18 protein-coding genes are annotated in these 22,092 nt (G+C 68.6%); 6 read left to right on the top strand and 12 right to left on the bottom strand.

The annotated features are described in order from the left end of the window. Positions 1-88: 88 nt before the first annotated feature. The 4 genes from qcrB to ctaE form a co-directional block, all read right to left on the bottom strand. Positions 89-1,726 carry a cytochrome bc1 complex cytochrome b subunit gene (gene qcrB, locus STRCI_RS11800; RefSeq protein WP_269658849.1) on the bottom strand — a complete coding sequence of 546 codons (1,638 nt, stop codon included), beginning with the start codon at positions 1,724-1,726 and terminating at the stop codon, positions 89-91. Next, positions 1,723-2,778, bottom strand: a complete 1,056-nt coding sequence (gene qcrA / locus STRCI_RS11805) for a cytochrome bc1 complex Rieske iron-sulfur subunit (protein ID WP_269658850.1) — start codon at positions 2,776-2,778, stop codon at positions 1,723-1,725. Before qcrA ends, qcrB begins: the two co-directional genes overlap by 4 nt. Then, a complete protein-coding gene (gene qcrC, locus STRCI_RS11810; protein ID WP_269658851.1) occupies positions 2,775-3,587 on the bottom strand; it encodes a cytochrome bc1 complex diheme cytochrome c subunit in 813 nt (270 codons plus the stop codon). The genes qcrA and qcrC overlap by 4 nt, the downstream gene beginning before the upstream one ends. Positions 3,588-3,671: 84 nt before the next feature. Next, positions 3,672-4,292, bottom strand: coding sequence for an aa3-type cytochrome oxidase subunit III (gene ctaE / locus STRCI_RS11815; RefSeq protein ID WP_269658852.1), 621 nt, complete (start codon positions 4,290-4,292; stop codon positions 3,672-3,674). A gap of 145 nt (positions 4,293-4,437) precedes the next feature. On the opposite strand from ctaE, the gene STRCI_RS11820 reads away from it, so the two are divergent. Continuing rightward, positions 4,438-4,839 (top strand): response regulator, encoded by a 402-nt coding sequence (locus STRCI_RS11820; RefSeq protein ID WP_269658853.1) that lies wholly within the window; start codon positions 4,438-4,440, stop codon positions 4,837-4,839. A gap of 17 nt (positions 4,840-4,856) precedes the next feature. Here the strand turns inward: STRCI_RS11820 and STRCI_RS11825 are convergent, their stop codons facing one another. The 4 genes from STRCI_RS11825 to ctaC all read right to left on the bottom strand — a co-directional run bounded on the left by STRCI_RS11825 (position 4,857) and on the right by ctaC (position 9,337). Further along, the gene (locus tag STRCI_RS11825; RefSeq protein WP_269658854.1) at positions 4,857-6,119 is read right to left on the bottom strand and encodes a L,D-transpeptidase; all 1,263 of its coding nucleotides are present in this window, start codon (positions 6,117-6,119) and stop codon (positions 4,857-4,859) included. Between the two features lie 130 nt (positions 6,120-6,249). Further along, positions 6,250-6,648: a cytochrome c oxidase subunit 4 gene (locus STRCI_RS11830; RefSeq protein ID WP_269658855.1), complete on the bottom strand. Its 399-nt coding sequence runs from the start codon at positions 6,646-6,648 to the stop codon at positions 6,250-6,252. Next, on the bottom strand, positions 6,645-8,381 hold the full coding sequence (ctaD, locus tag STRCI_RS11835) for an aa3-type cytochrome oxidase subunit I (RefSeq protein WP_269658856.1): 1,737 nt from the start codon (positions 8,379-8,381) through the stop codon (positions 6,645-6,647). Before ctaD ends, STRCI_RS11830 begins: the two co-directional genes overlap by 4 nt. After that, the gene (gene ctaC, locus STRCI_RS11840; RefSeq protein WP_269658857.1) at positions 8,378-9,337 is read right to left on the bottom strand and encodes an aa3-type cytochrome oxidase subunit II; all 960 of its coding nucleotides are present in this window, start codon (positions 9,335-9,337) and stop codon (positions 8,378-8,380) included. Before ctaC ends, ctaD begins: the two co-directional genes overlap by 4 nt. A gap of 242 nt (positions 9,338-9,579) precedes the next feature. On the opposite strand from ctaC, the gene STRCI_RS11845 reads away from it, so the two are divergent. Further along, complete coding sequence (locus STRCI_RS11845; protein ID WP_269658858.1) at positions 9,580-10,956, top strand: cysteine desulfurase/sulfurtransferase TusA family protein; 1,377 nt, start codon at positions 9,580-9,582, stop codon at positions 10,954-10,956. Between the two features lie 59 nt (positions 10,957-11,015). On the opposite strand, the gene STRCI_RS11850 is transcribed toward STRCI_RS11845, so the two are convergent. After that, positions 11,016-11,990 carry a carbohydrate kinase family protein gene (locus STRCI_RS11850; RefSeq protein WP_269658859.1) on the bottom strand — a complete coding sequence of 325 codons (975 nt, stop codon included), beginning with the start codon at positions 11,988-11,990 and terminating at the stop codon, positions 11,016-11,018. 135 nt (positions 11,991-12,125) lie between these two features. On the opposite strand from STRCI_RS11850, the gene STRCI_RS11855 reads away from it, so the two are divergent. Both STRCI_RS11855 and STRCI_RS11860 read left to right on the top strand, forming a co-directional pair. Beyond that, the gene (locus tag STRCI_RS11855; RefSeq protein ID WP_269658860.1) at positions 12,126-12,335 is read left to right on the top strand and encodes a hypothetical protein; all 210 of its coding nucleotides are present in this window, start codon (positions 12,126-12,128) and stop codon (positions 12,333-12,335) included. A gap of 94 nt (positions 12,336-12,429) precedes the next feature. Continuing rightward, on the top strand, positions 12,430-13,983 hold the full coding sequence (locus STRCI_RS11860) for a flagellar basal body-associated FliL family protein (protein WP_269658861.1): 1,554 nt from the start codon (positions 12,430-12,432) through the stop codon (positions 13,981-13,983). Positions 13,984-14,072: 89 nt separating this feature from the next. Here STRCI_RS11860 and STRCI_RS11865 read toward each other — a convergent pair whose 3' ends face one another. Next, positions 14,073-14,429 carry a HesB/IscA family protein gene (locus tag STRCI_RS11865; protein WP_269658862.1) on the bottom strand — a complete coding sequence of 119 codons (357 nt, stop codon included), beginning with the start codon at positions 14,427-14,429 and terminating at the stop codon, positions 14,073-14,075. A 324-nt stretch (positions 14,430-14,753) separates the two neighbouring features. Here STRCI_RS11865 and nadA point away from each other — a divergent pair, with 324 nt between their 5' ends. Both nadA and STRCI_RS11875 read left to right on the top strand, forming a co-directional pair. Continuing rightward, on the top strand, positions 14,754-15,938 hold the full coding sequence (gene nadA / locus STRCI_RS11870) for a quinolinate synthase NadA (protein WP_269658863.1): 1,185 nt from the start codon (positions 14,754-14,756) through the stop codon (positions 15,936-15,938). Between the two features lie 150 nt (positions 15,939-16,088). Further along, complete coding sequence (locus STRCI_RS11875; protein WP_269658864.1) at positions 16,089-16,514, top strand: hypothetical protein; 426 nt, start codon at positions 16,089-16,091, stop codon at positions 16,512-16,514. A 14-nt stretch (positions 16,515-16,528) separates the two neighbouring features. Here the strand turns inward: STRCI_RS11875 and STRCI_RS11880 are convergent, their stop codons facing one another. After that, entirely contained in the window at positions 16,529-18,772 is a 2,244-nt protein-coding gene (locus tag STRCI_RS11880) for a protein kinase domain-containing protein (protein WP_269658865.1), read from the bottom strand. 94 nt (positions 18,773-18,866) lie between these two features. Next, positions 18,867-21,989: an efflux RND transporter permease subunit gene (locus tag STRCI_RS11885; RefSeq protein WP_269658866.1), complete on the bottom strand. Its 3,123-nt coding sequence runs from the start codon at positions 21,987-21,989 to the stop codon at positions 18,867-18,869. Positions 21,990-22,092: the final 103 nt, after the last annotated feature.

Here is a 22,092-nt window from a genome sequence, read left to right on the forward strand (position 1 = left end):
CCCACCCTATCCAGCTCAGGGAACGGAGAAGGGCCCCCGTCCGAAGACCGGACGGGGGCCCTTCTGGTGCGCGTGGCGTGCGCAGCGATCAGTGGTGGCCGTGGCCGCTCGTGATCTCCTTGTACTCCTCGACGGTCGGCTTCGGAATCTGGGATTCCTCGCCGTAGTACGCATTGCTGAGCTTGGCGCGCAGCTTCTCGGAGCCCTTCACCTTGCGCTCGACACCGTTCTCGTCGACCGTCGGGCCGATCTCGGCCGGCTGGTACTGCTCGTGCGCGGTGAGGGTGTGCAGCGCGTCCTGGCTGAGCGGCTCGTGCACCTCGATGAACTCACCGTGCGGCAGGCGCTTGATGATGCCCGACTCGCGGCCGTGCAGCACCTTGTCCTTGTCCCGGCGCTGCAGGCCCATGCAGATCCGCTTGGTGACGACGAACGCCAGGACCGGGGCGACGAAGAACGCGATCCGGACGAACCAGGTGATGGCGTTGATCGACAGGTGGAAGTGGGTGGCCCACAGGTCGTTTCCACCACCGATCAGCAGCACCATGTACCAGGTGATCCAGGCGACACCGAAGGCGGTACGGGTCGGCGCGTTGCGCGGGCGGTCCAGGATGTGGTGCTCGCGCTTGTCGCCGGTGACCCAGGACTCGATGAACGGGTAGACCGCGATCGCGACCAGGACCAGCGGGAAGATCACCAGCGGGATGAACACACCCAGGACGAGCGTGTGACCCCAGAAGTTGATCTCCCAGCCCGGCATGACACGGATCAGGCCCTCGGAGAAGCCCATGTACCAGTCGGGCTGGGCGCCGGTGGACACCTGGTCCGGCCGGTAGGGGCCGATCGCCCAGATCGGGTTGATCGTGGCGATCGCCGAGATGGCCGCGATGACACCGAAGACCAGGAAGAAGAAGCCTCCGGCCTTGGCCATGTAGACCGGCAGCAGCGGCATGCCGACGACGTTCTTGTTGGTCTTGCCCGGGCCCGCGTACTGCGTGTGCTTGTGGAAGACGACCAGGATCAGGTGGCCGACCACCAGACCGAGCATGATGCCCGGCAGCAGCAGGATGTGGACCGAGTAGAAGCGGGCCACGAAGTCGCCGCCCGGGAACTCCCCGCCGAACAGGAAGAACGACAGGTACGTGCCGACGATCGGCACGGACAGGACCGCACCCTCCATGAAGCGGACACCGGTTCCGGAGAGCAGGTCGTCCGGGAGCGAGTAACCGGTGAAGCCGGTGAACATGCCGAGGACGAACAGCAGGAAGCCGAAGACCCAGTTGATCTCACGCGGCTTGCGGAACGCGCCCGTGAAGAACACGCGCATCATGTGCACGAACATGCCCGCGAGGAAGATCAGCGCGGCCCAGTGGTGGATCTGCCGGATGAGCAGACCACCGCGGACGTCGAAGGAGATGTGCAGCGTGGAGCTGAACGCCTCCGACATCAGCTGTCCCTGGAGCGGGACGTAGGAGCCGTGGTACTCCACCTCGTTCATCGACGGGTGGAAGAACAGCGTCAGATACACACCCGTGAGGATGATGATGATGAAGCTGTAGAGGCAGACCTCACCCAGCATGAACGACCAGTGGTCGGGGAAGATCTTGCGCATGTTGGCCTTGGCCAGGCCGTAGATGCCCAGTCGGCCGTCCGCCCAGTCGGCGACACGCTCGCCGGCGGGGGCTTTCCCGCGCGAGCGGGACTCGGTGGTCTCGGTAGTACTCATCCGCGCTCCCAGAATGCAGGACCGACGGGCTCATCGAAGTCGCCGAGCGCCTCGAGATAGCCCTCGTCGTTCACGCCGATGCGCAGCTGCGGCAGGGCGTGACCGGCGGGACCGAAGATCACTCGGGCGCCGTCGGAGAGGTCGAAGGTGGACTGGTGGCAGGGGCACAGCGCGTGGTGCGTCTGCTGCTCGTACAGGGAGATCGGGCAACCGACGTGGGTGCAGATCTTCGAGTACGCCACGATGCCCTCGTGCGACCACTCGAGTTCGCGCTTGTCCTTGATGTTGTCCGGCTGGATCCGGACGATCATCAGGGCGGCCTTGGCGATCTCGACCTGGAAGTCGTGGTCGTGCTCCTCAAGGCCCTCCGGCTTGCAGAAGGTGAGGGAGCCGACCGCGACGTCCGAGGGACGCAGCGGCTCGTTGGTGTTCATGTTGACCAGCAGCTTGCCCTTGGACCACCGCGTGTGGCGGAGCTTGGTCCCGGGCAGCGGGCCGAGGTCGCGCAGCAGGATGACACCGGAGAGCGGGAACAGCGCCAGCGCGCCGAACATCGTGTTCCGGACCAGCTTGCGACGGCCGATCGCGGACTCCCGGGCGCCGTCCGCGAAGTCGGCCAGAACCTTGGCCTTGACCTCGGGCGGCGACTGGACCGCGTGCCGCTCCTCGGCGACCTCTTCGTCCGACATCAGCGTGCGGGCCCAGTGGACCGCGCCGGCGCCGATGCAGAACAGCGAGACGCCCAGGGTCATGCCCAGCGCGAAGTTCAGCGCGCTGATGTGACCCAGCGGGAAGATGTAGACCGACTTGTCGGCGTCGATCGCCACGTAGGAGGCGATGAAGCCGACGGTGGCCAGCATCGACACCGTGAACAGGAAGGCGACCGCGCGCTCGGACCGCTTGGCGGCCCGCTCGTCGATGTCCTGGATCCGGTGCTCGTGGGGCGGCAGGCCGGGGTCCGCGAAGGGATCCTTGTCGTCGGCGACGCTCGCCTCGCCGTGTGCGTCCTGCTCTGCGGGCAGGTTCTCTTCTGGAATGTCTTGGCTACTCATGACTTCTTGGCCTTTGCGGTCCGAGCGGCGACCCAGACGGCGACCGCGATCAGCGCGCCGAGTCCGAAGACCCAGGCGAACAGGCCCTCGCTGACCGGACCGAGTCCGCCCAGCTCAAGACCACCGGGGCTCTCGGTGTCGTCGCTGTTGACCGCGTCGAGGTACGCGATGATGTCCTTCTTGTTCTGCTCCGACAGCGTGGTGTCGGGGAAGGAAGGCATGTTCTGCGGGCCGGTCTGCATGGCCTCGTAGATGTGCTTCGGGTCCACGTCCTCGAGGTCCGGCGCGAACTTGCCGTGCGTCAGCGCACCGCCCTTGCCGGTGAAGTTGTGGCACTGCGCGCAGTTGGTGCGGAACAGGTCGCCGCCCTTGGCGATGTCGGCACCCTCGGGGCCGTACTCCGCCTCGGTGGGGATGTTCGGACCGGCGCCCAGGGAGGCGATGTACGCCGCGAGCTGGTCGATCTCGGCCTGCGTGTAGACGACCTTCTTCTTCGGCGCCTGGGCCATCTGGGAGGTCGCGGCCGGCATACGGCCGGTGCCGACCTGGAAGTCCACGGCCGCGGCGCCGACGCCCACGAGGCTCGGACCGTCGGTGGTGCCCTGACCGCCGGTTCCGTGGCAGCTGGCGCAGCCTACGGCGTAGAGCTTCTTACCCTCGTCGATGGCGAGAGACTGGGCGGTTTCTTCTGCCTGCGCCTTGCCCGTGGGCGCGACAAAGGCGTACAGCCCCCCAGTGGCCGCCAGCGCGAGGAGTAGGACGACGACCGCCGCCAGCGGATGGCGTCGTCGTGCGGAGAGCTTTTTCACGGATTACCCCGGTGTCAGGATCTTCTGCGTCGATGCTTCTGGGATGTGCGCTTGCTCGTGTGCAGCGCGCGGGAGCGGGCCCGCCTACTTGATCATGTAGATCGTGGCGAAGAGGCCGATCCAGACGACATCGACGAAGTGCCAGTAGTAGGACACGACGATGGCGGCGGTCGCCTGCTCGTGAGTGAACCTCTTGGCCGCGTAGGTGCGGCCGAGGACCAGCAGGAAGGCGATGAGGCCACCCGTCACGTGCAGGCCGTGGAAGCCGGTGGTCAGGTAGAACACCGAGCCGTACGGGTCGGAGGAGAGCGAGAGCCCGTCCTTCTTCACCAGCTCGGTGTACTCGTAGACCTGGCCGCCGATGAAGATCGCACCCATCACGAAGGTGATCTGGAACCACATCCGGAGCTTCTTCACGTCACCGCGCTCGGCGGCGAACACGCCGAGCTGGCAGGTGAGGGAGGAGAGCACCAGGATCGTGGTGTTGGTCGCCGAGAAGGGGAAGTTCAGGAAGTCTGCCTTCTCCTTCCAGAACTCGGGACCCGTCACCGATCGCAGGGTGAAGTACATCGCGAAGAGGGCCGCGAAGAACATCAGCTCGGAACTCAACCAGATGATGGTTCCGACGCTGGTGAGGTTCGGCCGGTTGACCGACGGGTGCGCGTGCCCGGTTTCTACTGTCGTTGCTGTCGCCACGACCGACATTATGTCGGTCGCTTATCCCGCCCTCACTCCGGGGGGTGCCGTTCGGAGTGTCTCCCTGCTCCATACCGGTGTTGACGTGGTGTTCAAGGGAGTAGCATCCGCCCCAACGGGCCTGTCCTTACGACGCTGACGTCACGGAGGAACAATGCAGCCGACCGCCACGGTGCTGGTCTACAGCGACGATTCCAACACCCGCGCGCAGGTGCGGCTGGCCTCCGGCCGACGGCCGGCTCCTGATGTCCCGTTGGTCGAGTTCGTGGAGTGCGCGACACCCGCGGCCGTGCTCAGCGAGCTGGACAAGGGCGGGATCGATGTGTGCGTGTTCGACGGCGAGTCCGTGCCCATGGGGGGCATGGGGCTGTGCCGTCAGGTCAAGGACGAGGTGTTCAACTGCCCGCCGGTGCTGTTGCTCATCGGGCGGCCGCAGGACGCGTGGCTGGCCACCTGGAGCCGGGCCGAGGGCGCGGTGACGTTGCCGGTGGAGCCGGTTGAGTTCGCGGCCGCCCTGGCCTCTCTGTTGCGTACGCAGAGGCTTCAGAGCGCCTAGGGCCGCGCCCGGGTGGGTCAGACCGCCGCCGGCCTCAGCCGTGCCGCCTCTTCCGGCCTCGGTGTCTCCGGCTCGCCGCCCACCAGGGCGCTGCCCTTGCGCCACTTCTGCCAGGCGACGTTCCAGTCCCCGAAGCCGTTGCCGAAGGGTTCCATGGTGTCGCCGTAGGAGTTGACGACCTTGACCAGGTCGCCCTCGCGGACGTTCTTGAAGAACCAGGAGGCGTTGTCGGTGCTCATGCCGGTGCAGCCGTGGCTGACGTTGGCGGAGCCCTGGGAGCCGACGGACCAGGGGGCGGCGTGCACGTACTCGCCGCTCCAGGTGACGCGGGTGGCGTAGTAGACGGGCAGGTCGTACGACTCCGCCGAACCCTCCGCGATGCCGATGCTGGTACCGCGCATCCGTACGAAGTACTCCTTGCCCAGCACCACCTTGACGCCGTTGCGGGTCTCGAAGCCGGGCTTGCCGGTGGTGACCGGGATGGAGTTGATCTCCTTGCCGTTCCTGTACACCGTCATCTGGTGCGACGAGGCGTCCGTGACGGCGATGACGCGGTCCCCGGTGGTGAACTTCAACGGCTTGGCCCGGCCGCCCCAGAGCCGGTCGCTGATCTTGACCCCGTCCAGGTTGCTGCGGACCCGCACGGTGGCGTGGGTCGGCCAGTACTCCTTGGGGCGGTAGTGCAGCTTCTTGTCGTCCACCCAGTGCCAGGCGCCCGCGACGGCGGGCGTGGAGTCGACCCTCAGGGCGCGCTCGACGATGACGCGCTGGGCCTCGTCCTTGACGGGCTTGCTCAGTTCGGCCGTGACGGGCTGTCCGACGCCGTACTTGCCCGCCTTGGGCCCGAAGGTGACGTCCAGGCGCTTCTTGGTGAGCGGCTTGCCGGTGTCGAAGGACAGGACCCGGCGGCCGGGGGCGCCGTCGTCGTCCTCGGTGGACACGCGGACCGTGTAGCGGGCGTTGGCGGCCAGCGGGGAGGTGCTGTGCCACCGGCTGCCGTCGGCGGAGAGTTCGCCGCTCACGTGGCGTCCTGTGGCGTCCATGGCCGTGACGTCCGTGATGCGCCCGTCCGAGCCCTCCGTGGTGACCTCAAGGGGCTTGTCGGGGTCGGCCTTCTTGCCATCCTCCGTGGGGCCGTTGAAGGCGATCTGGTCCGCCGCGTCGTACGGCGCGGCCGACAGCGGGTTGCCGTCGCCGCCGCACGCGGTGCCGCTCGCGCCGAGCGCGATCACCAGCAGCGTGCAGCCGACTACGGTGCGGGTGCGCGGAGTTGTGTTCATGACTTCACGCTAGGGAGACACGTCAAGCGCGGCGCGCCGAGTAATCCTTACGAGGGACCAAAGGCGTGGCAAAAGGAGGAGCCCGGACTCTCCTGACGGAGTGTCCGGGCTCCAGAGCGCTCGGCGCGTGTTACTGGGTGCGGTTCTCACCGCGGTAGTACTCGAAGACCCAGCCGTAGATACCGACCAGGATCAGCGGGGCCGAGAAGTACATCAGCCACCAGCCGATGGCGACCGAGAGGAAGGCGAGCGCGCCACCCACGGCCAGCGAGAGCGGCTGCCAGCTGTGCGGGCTGAAGAACCCGACCTCGCCGGCGTCGTCCGCCACGTCCGCGTTCTTGTTGTCCTGCGCTCCGGCGTCGACCCGGCGGGCCGTGAAGCCCAGGTAGAAGCCGATCATGATGCACAGGCCGAAGGCCAGGAAGAGGGCCGTCGTACCGGCCGGCTCCTTCGACCACACGCCATAGACGACCGCCATGGCGAGGACGAAGACGCTCAGCCAGATGAACATCCTGCCTTGGATCTTCACTTGCCGGCCTCCTTGCCACCAGCCAGGGCCTTGTCACCGTGAGGGGCGTTCTCGAGCTGGTCGAGAGCGGCGATCTCAGGGTGATGCAGGTCGAACGCCGGGGATTCACTGCGGATCCGCGGCAGGGTGAGGAAGTTGTGCCGCGGCGGCGGGCAGGACGTCGCCCACTCCAGCGAGCGGCCGTAGCCCCACGGGTCGTCGACCTCGATCTTCTTGCCGTACTTGGCGGTCTTCCACACGTTGTAGAAGAACGGCAGGATCGACAGACCGAGGACGAACGAGCTGATCGTCGAGATCGTGTTCAGGGCGGTGAAGCCGTCGGCCGCGAGGTAGTCCGCGTAACGCCGCGGCATGCCCTCGGCGCCCAGCCAGTGCTGGACCAGGAAGGTGCCGTGGAAGCCGACGAACAGCGTCCAGAACGTGATCTTGCCGAGGCGCTCGTCGAGCATCTTGCCGGTGAACTTCGGCCACCAGAAGTGGAAGCCGGAGAACATCGCGAACACCACGGTGCCGAACACCACGTAGTGGAAGTGCGCCACCACGAAGTACGAGTCGGAGACGTGGAAGTCCATCGGCGGCGAGGCCAGGATGACACCGGTCAGACCACCGAACGTGAAGGTGATGAGGAAGCCGGTGGCCCAGAGCATCGGTGTCTCGAAGCTCAGTGAGCCCTTCCACATGGTGCCGATCCAGTTGAAGAACTTCACACCGGTCGGGACCGCGATCAGGAAGGTCATGAAGGAGAAGAACGGCAGCAGGACTCCGCCGGTGACGTACATGTGGTGCGCCCACACCGTCACGGACAGGCCGGCGATGGAGATGGTCGCCGCGATCAGGCCCATGTAGCCGAACATCGGCTTGCGGGAGAAGACCGGGATGACCTCGGAAATGATGCCGAAGAACGGCAGGGCGATGATGTACACCTCTGGGTGTCCGAAGAACCAGAAGAGGTGTTGCCACAGCAAGGCGCCGCCGTTGGCGGAGTCGAAGATGTGGGCGCCGAACTTGCGGTCCGCCTCCAGCGCGAACAGCGCCGCAGCCAGGACCGGGAAGGCCAGCAGGACCAGCACACCGGTCAGCAGCACGTTCCAGGTGAAGATCGGCATGCGGAACATCGTCATGCCGGGTGCGCGCATGCAGATGATCGTGGTGATGAAGTTGACCGAGCCGAGGATGGTGCCGAAGCCGGAGAAGGCCAGACCCATGATCCACAAGTCGGCGCCGATGCCCGGGCTGCGGACCGCGTCCGAGAGCGGGCTGTAGGCGAACCAGCCGAAGTCGGCGGCACCGTCGGGGGTCAGGAAGCCGCCCACCGCGATCAGCGAGCCGAACAGGTACAGCCAGTAGGCGAACATGTTCAGCCGCGGGAACGCCACATCGGGGGCACCGATCTGCAGCGGCATGATCCAGTTCGCGAAACCGGCGAACAGCGGCGTCGCGAACATCAGCAGCATGATCGTGCCGTGCATCGTGAACGCCTGGTTGAACTGCTCGTTCGACATCATCTGCAGACCCGGACGGGCCAGCTCCGCGCGCATGAACAGCGCCAGGACGCCACCGATGCAGAAGAACGCGAACGACGTGACGAGGTACAGCGTTCCGATCGTCTTGTGGTCAGTGGTGGTGAGCCACTTGATCACGACGTTGCCGGGCTGCTTGCGCCTGACCGGCAACTCGTCCGCGTAGTGGGACTCTGCTGCCGCGGCACCCTGGGGTTCGTTGAGGATGCTCACAGGTTGTTCGTCTCCCGGTTCTTCTCGTGGCTCGTCTGCGCGATGCCGGCGGGAACGTAACCGGTCTGCCCCTTCTTCACGAGTTCCTGAAGGTGCTGCTCGTAGCGCTCCTGGGAGACGACCTTCACGTTGAACAGCATCCGCGAGTGGTCGACGCCGCAGAGCTCGGCGCACTTGCCCAGGAAGGTGCCCTCCTGGTTGGGCGTCACCTCGAAGGCGTTGGTGTGGCCCGGGATGACGTCCTGCTTCATCAGGAACGGCACCACCCAGAAGGAGTGGATGACGTCACGCGAGGTCAGCACGAAGCGGACCCGCTTGCCCTCCGGCAGCCACAGGGTCGGGCCCGGGTTGCCGGTCTGCGGGTTCCGCGTGGCCGGGGTGCCGCAGTCGTAGACGCCGCCGGCGTTGGCCGGGAAGTCGTCCTTGAAGCGGTCCGGGATCGCGTTCAGTTCCTTGCTCTTGGTGGCGTCACCAGTGGAACCGTCGACGTTCTCGACGTAGTTGAAGCACCAGCTCCACTGGAAGCCGACGACATTGATGGTGACGTCGGGATTGTCCTTGAGCTCGAGGAGCTTCGACTCGTCGCGGGCCGTGAAGTAGAACAGCACCGAGACGATGATCAGCGGGACGACCGTGTACAGCGCCTCGATCGGCATGTTGTACCGGGTCTGCGGAGGAACCTCGACCTTGGTCCGGCTGCGCCGGTGGAAGATCGTGCTCCACAGAATCAGGCCCCACACCAGCACGCCGGTGGCCAGCGCGGCGGCCCACGATCCCTGCCACAGGGAGAGGATCCGCGGAGCCTCTTCCGTGGTCGGGGTGGGCATACCAAGGCGGGGGAAGTCCTTGTATGTGCAACCGGTGGCGGTCGCCAGGACCAGGCCCGCGGTCATTGCCTGCAGCAGCTTCCGCCGCATCGGGCGCCGCGGCGAGCGGTCGGAGCCGTTGGGACTCACGTAGCGCCTTCCCGAGAGTCTCGCCCGCGCGATTGGCTGCGGCCTGCCTTACTCGGTGGTCGGTCGCCGCCCTGCGTCGGGCAGGGGTTTGGATGTTTATGCGGACCAAACCCTAGCCGACGCTCTCCGAGGGTTCGCGGGGAGGGGTGCCTAGTGGGTTGGGGGTTCGCTGGATTGGCGGCTGCGGGTGCGTAGTGGCTGGTCGCGCAGTTCCCCGCGCCCTGCGGAGTTAGCGTGGTCGTGTGTCCTATTTCGATGCTGCTTCCAGTGCTCCGCTCCATTCCGTCGCTCGTCAGGCGCTGTTGGCCTCCCTTGATGAAGGGTGGGCCGATCCTGCGCGGTTGTACCGGGAAGGGCGACGGGCTCGGATGCTGCTGGACGCTGCCCGGGAAGCCGCTGCCGAAGCCGTGGGATGCCGGCCTGATGAGCTGAGCTTCACCGCCTCCGGCACCCAGGCCGTGCATGCCGGGATCGCGGGGGCGTTGGCCGGGCGGCGGCGGGTGGGACGTCACCTCATCGTGTCAGCCGTTGAACACTCTTCCGTGCTCCATTCGGCCGAAATCCATGAGAGGGAGGGCGGCTCGGTCACCCGGGTGACCGTCGACCGGTCGGGAGCCGCGGATCCCGCCGTCTACGCGGCAGCCCTTCGCCCTGACACCGCGCTGGCCTGCCTTCAGACGGCGAACCATGAGGTGGGGACCGAGCAGCCGGTGGCCGAGGTGGCCGGGGTGTGCCGGGAGGCCGGGGTGCCGTTGCTGGTGGACGCGGCGCAGTCGTTGGGGTGGGGGGCGGTCGGCGGAGACTGGTCGTTGCTGGCGGCCAGTGCGCACAAGTGGGGTGGGCCGTCCGGGGTCGGGCTGCTCGTCGTGCGTAAAGGGGTGCGGTTCGCCGCTCAAGGGCCCGTGGACGAGCGGGAGTCCGGGCGGGCGCCGGGGTTCGAGAACCTGCCGGCGATCGTGGCGGCGGCCGCCTCGCTGCGGGCGGTGCGGGCCGAGGCGGTCCAGGAGGCGGCGCGGCTGCGGGAGCTGACGGAGCGGATCCGGGCGCGGGTGCCGGAACTGGTGCCGGACGTGGAGGTGGTGGGCGATCCGGTGCGGCGGCTGCCCGGGATCGTCACCTTCTCCTGTCTCTATGTCGACGGGGAGACTCTGCTGCACGAGCTGGACCGTGCCGGTTTCTCCGTCTCGTCCGGATCGTCCTGCACGAGCAGCACCCTGACGCCCAGCCATGTGCTGAAGGCGATGGGTGTACTGAGCGAGGGGAATGTCCGGGTCTCCCTGCCGTTGGGGACTCCGGAGGAGGACGTGACGCGGTTCCTGGAGGTGCTGCCGGGAGCGGTGGCCTCGGTACGGGAGAAGCTGGGCGCACCGGCGCCGAGGACCGCCGTACAGGAGGACACCCTGGTCGTCGACGCCCTGGGCAAGCGGTGCCCGATCCCGGTCATCGAACTGGCGAAGGTCATCGGAGAGGTGCCGATCGGCGGCACCGTCCGGGTCCTCTCCGACGACGAGGCGGCCCGCCTGGACATCCCCGCGTGGTGCGAGATGCGGGACCAGGAGTACGTAGGAGAGGAGCCGGCGGAGCGGGGGACGGCGTATGTAGTACGCCGGTTGACCTGAACCCACTCACGGGCGCGGGGAGCTGCGCGACCAGCTCCCACGCGCCCGCAGGCGGCGAATCAGCTCAGATACCCCTTGACCTCGGCCGCAGCCTCATCGCCATAGGCCTTCGTGAACCGCTCCATGAAGTGCCCACGGCGCAGCTGGTACTCCTGCGTACCCACGGTCTCGATGACGAGAGTCGCCAGCATGCAGCCCACCTGCGCCGCCCGCTCCAGCGAGACCCCCCACGCGAGACCGGACAGGAACCCCGCACGGAACGCGTCGCCGACACCCGTGGGGTCGGCCTTGCGCTCCTCCTCGGCGCAGCCGACCTCGATGGGGTCCTCGCCCTGCCGCTCGATACGGACACCCCGCGAGCCGAGGGTCGTGACACGGTGGCCGACCTTGGCCAGGATCTCCGCGTCCGACCAGCCGGTCTTGGTCTCGATGAGGCCCTTCTCGTACTCGTTGGAGAAGAGGTACGTCGCCCCGTCGAGCAGTATCCGGATCTCGTCGCCGTTCATCCGGGCGATCTGCTGGGAGAAGTCCGCGGCGAAGGGGATACCGCGGGAGCGGCACTCCTCGGTGTGGCGGAGCATCGCCTCGGGGTCGTCGGCGCCGATGAGGACCAGGTCGAGGCCGCCGACCCGGTCCGCGACGGTCTTCAGCTCGATGAGGCGGGCCTCGCTCATCGCGCCGGTGTAGAAGGAGCCGATCTGGTTGTGGTCGGCGTCGGTGGTGCACACGAAGCGCGCGGTGTGCAGGGTCTCGGAGATGCGCACCGAGTCGGTGTCGACGCCGTGGCGGTCCAGCCAGGCGCGGTACTCGTCGAAGTCGAAGCCCGCGGCGCCGGCCAGGATCGGCCGGGTGCCGAGCTGGCCCATGCCGAAGGCGATGTTCGCGCCGACGCCGCCCCGGCGGACGTCCAGGTTGTCGACCAGGAAGGACAGCGAGACCGTGTGCAGCTGGTCCGCGACGAGCTGGTCGGCGAAGCGGCCGGGGAAGGTCATGAGGTGGTCGGTGGCGATGGAGCCGGTGACTGCGATGCGCACGGCTGGGATTCTCCTGCGGATGCGGAGGCGGATTGACAGTTAACGCTACCGGGTCAGAGGGACCGCTCAGAAGCAGCCAAAACTACCTGATAGTAGATCTTTCTTCGCCGGCCATGCCGTGCTTACGGTTCCGCTATGACGAAACTCAAGGCTCCGGTTCCCGTCCCGGTGGACGCGGAAGGCGACCTGGCGACGCTGCGCGGTGACTGCGCTCGGATGGCTCCCCACTGGCACGCCCCGGACCGGATCGCCGCACTGCCGGTCTCCCCCTCGCTCATCCACGGAGTGAAGGTGCCGAGCACGTCCGCACGGCTGCTGGACGCCATGTCGGACTACGGCGACTGATTCGGCTCGCTCGGGGGAACCGCAGGCTCGTGTGCCGCGTCCCATCGACGTCCCCTGGGAAGGGGATGCGGGATACGACCCAAGGAGCGATGCGGTGAACACCGAGCGACCCGACAACGACGACGCGGCCGAGCCCGACCCGGCGCAGCCCGACGTCGTCGGGGCCGACGAGAGCACGGAGCCCGCCGCGGGCTCCGGTCCCGGGCGGCGCCGTTCCCCTGTGATCATCGCCTCCGTCGCCGCCGCCGTTCTGCTCGTCGGCGGCGGCGGGGCCTACCTCGCCACCACCGCGTCCGACGGCTCGGACGGGTCCGACGGGGGTACGTCCTCCGGGGCGCCCGGAGCCGACACTCCCCCGCCGCTCGCGCTCGACGGGTACTCCGAGGGGTCCGGCGGCGGAATCGCGCCCGGGGAGCCGAATCCGTACGGCGCCACCTTCAAGGCGGACGGCGCGCTGCCCGACGGGCCCGACTCGGCCGCCGTGTACCGGGCCCGGGGTCAGGTCACCGAGGACGAGGTGGCGCGGCTCGCCAAGGCGCTCGGGGTGACCGGGAAGCCGGTGCTCCAGGGGCAGGCCTGGCGGATCGGCGGCAAGGACGGGACGGGTCCGTCCCTCCAGGTGAACCAGCAGGCGCCGGGCACCTGGACCTTCCAGCGCTACGCCCCCGGCACCGACAACTGCCAGAGCACGACCTGGTGCGCCGAGAAGCCCGGCGGTGCCACCGTGGACCCGGTGAGCGAGGCGGCGGCGAAGAAGGCCGCGGCGCCGGTGCTGAAGGCGGTGGGGCAGGACGACGCCAAGCTCGACGCGAGCCAGGTCATGGACGCCCAGCGGGTGGTGAACGCCGAGCCGGTGGTCGGCGGGCTGCCCACCTACGGCTGGACGACCGGGGTGACCGTCAGCGCGCAGGGTGAGGTGGTCGCCGGCAGCGGTCAGCTGAAGGCGCTGGTGAAGAGCGACACCTATCCCGTACTGAGCGCGGAGAAGACGCTCGCACTGATGAACACGGCGCCCGCCGGCGATCCGCAGGCGGGCATCGGCGGCTGTGCCAGTCCGGTGCCGCTGGAGGAGCAGGACCCCTGCGCGGAGCCGGGGAAGCCGGCGAAGCAGGAGACCATCGAGGTCGAGAAGGCCGTGTTCGGGCTGGCCGCGCACCACGTGGACGCCCAGCAGGCGCTGGTGCCGTCGTGGCTGTTCCAGGTGCGGGCGCCGGGCGCGCAGGACAGCTTCACGGTGACGCATCCGGCGATCGACCCGAAGTTCCTGGCCTCCCCGGCGTCGTCCGGCACCCCGACCGAGCAGCCGAGCCCGCGGCCGACCGGGCCGAGCGCGGGCACCGGCACCGCCACCCAGGACGTGAACGTCGACGGCTACACGGCCGAGGGCAAGGAGCTGACCGTCGCCTTCACCGGGGGTGTCTGCGCCGACTACGAGGTGACGGCGCGCGAGAGCGGTGACGAGGTGCGGGTCACGGTGACCGAGACGCCGTGGCCCGACAAGATCTGCATCCAGATCGCCAAGTTCTACCACCGCACGGTTCAGCTGGAGCAGCCGCTCGGTGACCGTCGGGTGGTGGGCTCGGACGGCAAGGCGGTACCGCTGGAGAAGGAGGGCGCCCGGCTGCCGGAGACCTCCGGGGCCCGGTAGGCGCCCCGGAAGGCACGAAGGCGGCGGCCCCGTCGGAGGGGGCCGCCGCCTTCGTCGTAGAACCGAGGCTCAGCGAGGCTGAGGCAGGCTCAGCTGAAGGAGTCGCCGCAGGCGCAGGAGCCGGTGGCGTTCGGGTTGTCGATCGTGAAGCCCTGCTTCTCGATCGTGTCGACGAAGTCGATGGTGGCGCCGCCCAGGTACGGCGCGCTCATGCGGTCGGTGACGACCTTGACGCCGTCGAAGTCCTTCTCCACGTCGCCGTCGAGAGAGCGCTCGTCGAAGAAGAGCTGGTAGCGCAGGCCGGAGCAGCCGCCGGGCTGGACGGCGACGCGCAGGGCGAGGTCGTCCCGGCCTTCCTGGTCGAGCAGGGCCCTGACCTTGGACGCGGCGGCGTCGGTCAGGACGATGCCGTCGGTGACGGTGCTGGTCTCGTCCGATACGGACATCTACATCTCTCCCGGGTTGTACGGAGACTGCTTGCCGACGGTTGCAACCCGCGGGGCCACGGATTCATTCCGAGCCGGGGCTTGTCTTACCGGTTCGTGCGGTTCCTTCTTCATGCTCGCACACGCGCCGGGAAGCGGAAAACGGCCCTTTCGGGAATGAAAGGCCGGGCACAGGGATTCACGTCACATGGACGCTATGGCCCATCGTCAAAGTGACGTGAAGCAGTTATGATAGATAGCGTCATTTCGACGAGAAGCCAGATGGTGACCCCGCCGACCGGTGAACGCCGGCCGGCGAGCCGCAGAACAGAAAGGGTGCGTGTCGTGACCACCGCCCAGACCCAGGAGCTCGACGTACAGCCGACGCCCCTCGCCCTGCTGCTCCTCGGCCGTGAGGCCGACCCGAAGAGCGAGCGCGGTGTGGAGTGCCCCGGCGAACTGCCCTCGCCGTCCGACCCGGACCTGGTCGAGCGCGCCCGCGTGGCCAAGGAGAAGCTCGGCGACAAGGTCTTCGTGCTCGGCCACCACTACCAGCGCGACGAGGTCATCCAGTTCGCGGACGTCACCGGCGACTCCTTCAAGCTCGCCCGGGACGCGGCCGCGCGCCCCGAGGCCGAGTACATCGTCTTCTGCGGTGTGCACTTCATGGCGGAGTCCGCGGACATCCTGACCGGTGACGAGCAGAAGGTGGTCCTGCCCGACCTCGCCGCCGGGTGCTCGATGGCCGACATGGCCACCGCCGAGCAGGTCGCCGAGTGCTGGGACGTGCTGACCGAGGCCGGGATAGCCGAGCAGGTCGTGCCGGTGTCGTACATGAACTCGTCCGCCGACATCAAGGCGTTCACGGGCAAGCACGGCGGCACGATCTGTACCTCCTCCAACGCCAAGCGGGCCCTGGACTGGGCGTTCGAGCAGGGCGAGAAGGTCCTCTTCCTGCCCGACCAGCACCTCGGCCGCAACACCGCGGTCCGCGACATGGGCATGTCCCTGGAGGACTGCGTCCTCTACAACCCGCACAAGCCGAACGGCGGCCTGACCGCCGAGGAGCTGCGCGCCGCCAAGATGATCCTGTGGCGCGGCCACTGCTCGGTGCACGGCCGGTTCTCGCTGGACTCGGTCAACGACGTGCGCGAGCGCATCCCGGGCGTCAACGTCCTGGTCCACCCGGAGTGCAAGCACGAGGTCGTGGCCGCGGCGGACTACGTCGGCTCGACCGAGTACATCATCAAGGCGCTGGAGGCGGCCCCGGCCGGTTCCAAGTGGGCCATCGGCACCGAGCTGAACCTGGTCCGCCGACTGGCGAACCGGTTCGCGCCGGAGGGCAAGGAGATCGTCTTCCTCGACAAGACGGTCTGCTTCTGCTCCACCATGAACCGCATCGACCTCCCCCACCTGGTCTGGACCCTGGAGTCCCTGGCCGAGGGCAACCTCGTCAACCGCATCGAGGTCGACAAGGAGACCGAGGCGTTCGCGAAGCTGGCGCTGGAGCGGATGCTGGCACTGCCGTAGGTCATACCTGCCTCGCGCTCACCCCGGCACGGGTTTCCGGCCGGGGTGAGCGGCGTCACGGGCCCCGCTCCTGATCTTGCGGCTCGCCACCGACTCGTAGTGAGATGTGGTCTCCAACGCTCGGAAACCGAGCTTCATAGCGGGGAAACCATGAGACGACTTCTCTCAACAGCCGTCAGCACACTCACACTTGCAGCCTGCATTGTCATAGGCACCTCAAGCCCGGCGGCCGCCGAATCGGCACCCGGCTGCGGCGACGTCCCCCAGATCGGGGAGACCGCGTACATCACCACTCCGTCCGGCCAGACCGCCGCCTCTGTGAAGCAGTTCGCGGGCTGCGGCAAGAACTGGGCGTACGTCTACGTCTGGAAGAGCTTCCGTGACACCTGGGGCTCATGGAAGGTGAGCACCGCGATCCAGACGTCGTCGCAGCTACTGGGGACGAGGAGCTCGACGGGAAGCGAAGTCTGGTCCGAGGGAACCAACACGCTGTCCGTGTGCACCCGGGCCTTCGGACAGATCTGGTACGGCAACCCGCAGCGAGACCCCTCGGCTCGCACGGACAACCGCTGCTGACCTCGACTGCGCGCTCACTCCGGCACGGGTTTCCGGTCGGGGTGGGCCGGGTCGAGGGTGAAGATGTCGCCGGCCGGGGTCGGGACGACCAGGGCGCCCTGGTGGAGCAGCACCTTGGGCAGCGTTGAGGACTGGCCTGCCACCCACTTGGCGCGCGGCAGGGTCTCCCAGAGCAGCGTGCCCTTCCGGGTGTCCATGGCGGCGACTCGGCCGCTGGCGCTGGACAGGTAGACCACACCGGTGCGCGGGTCGTGAGTGACGGCGCTCGGCTGCTCCAGACTCGTCGACGTCTGCCACAGTTGCCGGCCGGTCCGGGCCGACACCGCGGTCACCTGGCCGGAGGAGCCGGTGAACCACAGCGTGCCGTCCGCCAGTGTCACCTTGCCCTCGAAGTTCTCCGCCAGTTTCGTCGTCGCCCCGGCGCCGGTCTCCGGGTGCACCAGCCGGATCCGGGAGTACGGGCCCTCGTCGCCCGCGACGATGTTCCCGTCCTCGTCCTCGGCCGGGTCGAGGTAGAGCAGGTGACCGTCGTCCATTCCGAGGAGGGTCCCGCGGTGGGGCACCGTCAGGCGGCGCCCGGATCCGTCGGACGGGTCGAGGCCCAGGAGCAGCATGCCCTCGGCGGGCCTCGTGAGGTCCGGGACGCACTCCAGGTAGAAGCCCTCGACGCTGTCCACCGGATCGCAGTACCGCTCCGTCGGCAGCGGCGTCGTCCAGCGTTCGGTGCCGCTGCGCGGCGAGCGGGCGGTCACCGCGTCGCCGCTCTCGTCCGGGAGGATCACGAGGTCGCCGAAGAGGTGCGGGCTGGTCCATTCGGTGTTCACCGCGCGATCCCAGAGCCGCTTCCCGGACCCCGTGTCGAAGGCGGTGACCGAGCCCATGGAATCCTGCCCCGTCTGGGGCCGGAACTCGACGAGCATCGCGTCGTCCACGACGCCGAGCAGCACGTAGACGTACGACGCCTTGCCCTTGGTGGACCGCACCACGTCGGAGCGCCAGTCGGTCCGTCCGGTGGGCCCGTCGAGACGCTCGGGCAGCACCCCGTCGCCCGCGCAGTAGACGGAGCCCTCGTACATCTCGCACTCCGGGCCGCTGTCCACCCCCTCGGCCACCAGATCGCGTCCCTTCTTCACGCCCTCCTCGGCCGTCGCGTACACCGTCGTCTGCCAGGGCTGCCAGCCGTCCGGGAGTTGCTCGGTCCAGCGGGAGGCGGCCGCCTGGGCGCGGGTCGCGCCGCCCTCTCCCTCGCTGTCCGCCCAGCCCGGGCCGCTGAGCAGATACGCCGTCAGTCCGAGGGCCAGCGCGCCGATCGTGGCGGCCGCCGCCCACAGCGGGCGCAGTCGGCGCCGGCGCCCGGATGAGGTGGCTGCCTTCGGGTCCGGGCCGTCGGTGTCGGCAAGGACGGAAATGCCTCCGCGCAGGGTCACCGTCTGCGCGTCGTCGGTGTCCGTCTCGGGGAGCACCCGCGTCAACTCCTGGGCCACGTCCTCCAGTCCGGGCCGCTCCACCGCCTCCTTGGCCAGGCAGCTCTCCAGGATCGTGCGCAGCGGCTGTCGTACGCCGTCCAGGACCGGTTCGTCGTGGACCACCCGGTATGCCGTGAGGTAGGGGCTGTCCGCGTCGAAGGGGCCGCGGCCGGTGAGGGTGTAGACCAGCAGCGCGCCGAGTGAGAAGACGTCGGAGGCGGGGCCCACCGAGCGGGCGTCGGTGAGTTGTTCCGGCGACATGAACGGTGGGGTGCCGATCATCTGGCCGGTCTCGGTGAGGGTGTTGTTCTCCGCCGCCCGGGAGATGCCGAAGTCGATGACGCGGGGGCCGTCGTCGGCCAGCAGGACGTTGGCGGGTTTGAGGTCCCGGTGGATGACCCCCGCCCGGTGGATGTCGCGCAGCGCCTCCACCAGGCCGAGGGCGAGCCCCCGCAGTTCGTCCTCGCGCAGCGGGCCCAGTTCGCGGATGCGGGAGGCGAGCGAGCGGCCGGGCACGTACTGCGTGGCCATCCAGGGCCGGGCCGCCTCGGGGTCGGCGTCCACGACCGGCGCGGTGAAGGCGCCGCTCACCTTGCGGACGGCCTCGATCTCCTGCCGGAACCGGGTCCGGAAAACGGGGTCCGAGGCGTACTGCGCGTGCACCACCTTGACCGCGACCTCACGGCCGGAACGCGATCTGCCCTGGTAGACGACGCCCATACCGCCGGCGCCCAGCCGGTCGACCAGTCGGTACCCGCCGACCGACTTCGGATCGTCCTTGTGCAGCGGCACGCCCCGATCCCTCTCCCCCGTACGTCAGTTGGGAACAAAGGATACGGCCGGGTCCCGTACCTGCGTGTACGGGACCCGGCCGCCGGTCGTGCTGTCAGACGCCCGCGGGTTCCGGCTCGTCCGACTTCTCCTTCGGCTGGGCGATGACGCCCGCCTTCTTCTGCCGCTTCGCCTCGCGCTTCGTCGCCCGGCGCTCCTTGCGGAGCTCCACCATCGCGTAGAGCGTCGGGACGAGGAGCAGGGTGAGCAGCGTCGAGGTGATGAGACCGCCGATCACGACCACCGCCAGCGGCTGGGCGATGAAGCCGCCCTCGCCGGTGACGCCGAGCGCCATCGGGAGCAGGGCGAAGATCGTCGCCAGGGCCGTCATGAGGATGGGGCGCAGCCGGTGGCGGCCGCCCTCGATCACGGCCTCGACGACGCCGTACCCCTGCTTGCGGTACTGGTTGATCAGGTCGATCAGCACGATCGCGTTGGTCACCACGATGCCGATCAGCATCAGCATGCCGATCATCGCGGGGACGCCCATCGGGGTGCCGGTGACGATCAGCAGGCCGATCGCGCCCGTCGCCGCGAACGGGATCGAGACCAGCAGGATCAGCGGCTGGACCAGCGAGCGGAAGGTCGCCACCAGCAGCATGAACACGATCGCGATGGCCGCGAGCATGGCCAGGCCCAGGTTGGCGAACGCCTCGTCCTGGTCCTCGGAGACACCGCCGATGGAGGCGGTGGCGCCGGCCGGCAGGTCCAGGCCGTCGATCTTCGACTGGAGGTCCGCGCTCACCGCGCCGGTGTTCTCGCCGGTCGGCTTCGCCGTGACGGTCGCGGCCCGCTGACCGTCGATCCGGGTCATCGACACCGGTCCGTCGACCAGCTCCACCGTGGCCACGTCGGACAGCTTCACCGGGCCCAGGCGCAGCGACTTGAGCTGGGCGAGGGTCTCGGCGGGCTGCGCCGAGCGGATCACGATGTCGCGTTCGGCGTCGTCCAGCGTGGCCTGCGCCGCGGTGGTGCCGCGGACCGCCTGGGCGACGGCCGCGCCGAGGGTCGCGTCGTCGAAACCGGCCGCGGCCGCCTTGTCGTTGGCCTTGACCGAGATCCGCGGCACGCTCTGGGAGAGGTCGCTGGTGACGTCGGTGACGTCGTCCAGACCGGCGACCGCCTTGCGGACGTCCTCGGCGGCCTCGCGCAGCACGTCCCTGTCGGCGGCCTTCACGACCACGCTCAGGTCCTGGCTGCCGAAGCCGTCACCGGCCGCGATGGTGGTCGTGCCGATGCCGTCGAGCTCGGCCAGGCCGTCCTCGACGCGGTCGATGACGTCGGCGGAGGACGCGGAGTCCTCCAGCATCACCGAGTAGGACGCCTGGTTGGTGTCCGTGCCGCCGCCGAAGGCCGCCATGAAGCCGGACGAGCCGATGGTGACCTGGAAGTCCTTGACGCCCTCGGTCCTCCCGAGCAGCTCCTCGACCTTCTTCGCCTGCGCGTCGGTCGCCGCCAGGCTGGTGCCGGGCTTCAACTCCTGCTTGACGGTGAGGACTTCCTGCTCGCCCTGGTCGAAGAAGTTCGTCTTCAGCAGCGGCGCCATGCCGAAGGTGCCGAGCAGGACGACGACCGCGAGGGCCACGCTGGTCAGCCGGCGCCGGGTGGCGAACCGCAGGACGGGGACGTACAGGCGCTGGAGGCGGCTCTTCGCCTCCTTCTCCTCCGCCCGGCGGCGGGCCTCCTCGGCGTCCTCGGGGGTGCCCTTCGGGGCGCGCAGGAACCAGTACGACAGCACCGGGACGACCGTCAGCGAGACCAGCAGGGACGCCAGCAGCGCCGCGGTCACGGTCAGGCTGAAGGAGCCGAACAGCTCGCCCACCATGCCGCCGACCAGGCCGATCGGGAGGAAGACGGCGACCGTGGTGAGCGTCGAGGACGTCACCGCGCCCGCGACCTCGCGGACCGCCTTGAGGATGGCCTGCTCACGCTCCTCGCCGTAGCCGAGGTGGCGCTTGATGTTCTCCAGCACCACGATCGAGTCGTCCACGACCCGGCCGATGGCGATGGTCAGGGCGCCCAGGGTGAGCATGTTCAGGGACAGGTCCCGGGTCCACAGCACGATCAGCGCGAGGACGACCGACAGCGGGATGGACACCGCCGTCACCAGTGTCGAGCGGACCGACGCCAGGAAGACCAGGATGATCAGGACCGCGAAGAGCAGGCCCAGCGCGCCCTCGGTGGTCAGGCCGTCGATGGCCTTCGCCACGGCCGGGCCCTGGTCGCTGACGACGGTCACCTCGGCACCGGCGCCGAGGTCGGCGCGCAGCTGCGGGAGCTTGTCGTTCACCGCGTCGGATATGGCGACCGCGCTGCCGTCGCGGTCCATGGTGACCATGACCGCGAGGCTCGGCTCGCCGTTGGTGCGGGTCAGGGAGTCGGCCGGGGCCTCCTCCTGCTCGACCGCGGCGACCTCGGCGAGGCGGACCGGCTTGCCGTCGCCCTTGATGCGGAGGTTCTCGATCTGCTCCAGCGTGGTGAAGCCGCCGCCGACCCGGACGGTCCGGTTGGCGCCGTCCTCGTCGAAGGAGCCGGCCGGCACGGTCGCGCCGCCCGTCTGGAGGGCCTGAGTGAGCGACTGCGCGGTCAGCCCGGCCTTGGCCAGCTTCTTGTCGTCCGGGGTGATGGTGACCTGGAGGTCGCGCACACCGTCGACGGTGACCTGGCCGACGCCGTCGATGTCCTTCAGCTCCGGTACGACCGTGGTGTCGAGCTGGTCGGCCAGGGCCTGCTGGTCCTTGTCGGCGGTGACGGCGAGCACCACGGTCGGCATGTCGTCCGTGGAACCGGCGACGACCTGCGGGTCGACCTCGTCCGGGAGCTGGACGCGGGCCCGGTTGACGGCCTGCTGGACATCGGCGACGAGCTGCTGGGTGTCGTTGCCGTAGTCGAAGGACGCCATGATCAGGGCGTTGCCCTCGCTGGCGGTCGAGGTGACTCCGGTGATGCCGTCGACGCCTTCGAGGCTGTCCTCGATGGGCTCGACGACCTGCTTCTCCACCACGTCCGGGGACGCGCCCTGGTACGGCGCGAGCACCGACACCATGGGCAGCTCTATGGACGGCAGGAGCTGCTGCTTGAGCTGGGGTATCGCGATCGCTCCGAAGGCGAGCGCGATGATCGACATGAGCCCGATCAGGGCTCGTTGCGCGAGGCTGAATCTGGACAGCCAGGACATGGGATCAGGGTCTCTCTTCCGTAGAGCGAGCGGCCTCTACACCCTGAGCCATCCGGAACCCCTCATTCGTAGCCCCGAGGTCCCGTTTCCTTATCCCGCGCAT

The organism is Streptomyces cinnabarinus (assembly GCF_027270315.1).
Lineage (GTDB): Bacteria > Actinomycetota > Actinomycetes > Streptomycetales > Streptomycetaceae > Streptomyces > Streptomyces cinnabarinus.

Coding starts and splice junctions, on each gene's coding strand:
- qcrB (WP_269658849.1), bottom strand. CDS start 1,726: ATGAGTACTACCGAGACCACCGAGTCCCGCTCGCGCGGGAAAGCCCCC.
- qcrA (WP_269658850.1), bottom strand. CDS start 2,778: ATGAGTAGCCAAGACATTCCAGAAGAGAACCTGCCCGCAGAGCAGGAC.
- ctaE (WP_269658852.1), bottom strand. CDS start 4,292: ATGTCGGTCGTGGCGACAGCAACGACAGTAGAAACCGGGCACGCGCAC.
- STRCI_RS11820 (WP_269658853.1), top strand. CDS start 4,438: ATGCAGCCGACCGCCACGGTGCTGGTCTACAGCGACGATTCCAACACC.
- STRCI_RS11825 (WP_269658854.1), bottom strand. CDS start 6,119: ATGAACACAACTCCGCGCACCCGCACCGTAGTCGGCTGCACGCTGCTG.
- STRCI_RS11855 (WP_269658860.1), top strand. CDS start 12,126: ATGACGAAACTCAAGGCTCCGGTTCCCGTCCCGGTGGACGCGGAAGGC.
- STRCI_RS11865 (WP_269658862.1), bottom strand. CDS start 14,429: ATGTCCGTATCGGACGAGACCAGCACCGTCACCGACGGCATCGTCCTG.
- STRCI_RS11875 (WP_269658864.1), top strand. CDS start 16,089: ATGAGACGACTTCTCTCAACAGCCGTCAGCACACTCACACTTGCAGCC.
- STRCI_RS11885 (WP_269658866.1), bottom strand. CDS start 21,989: ATGTCCTGGCTGTCCAGATTCAGCCTCGCGCAACGAGCCCTGATCGGG.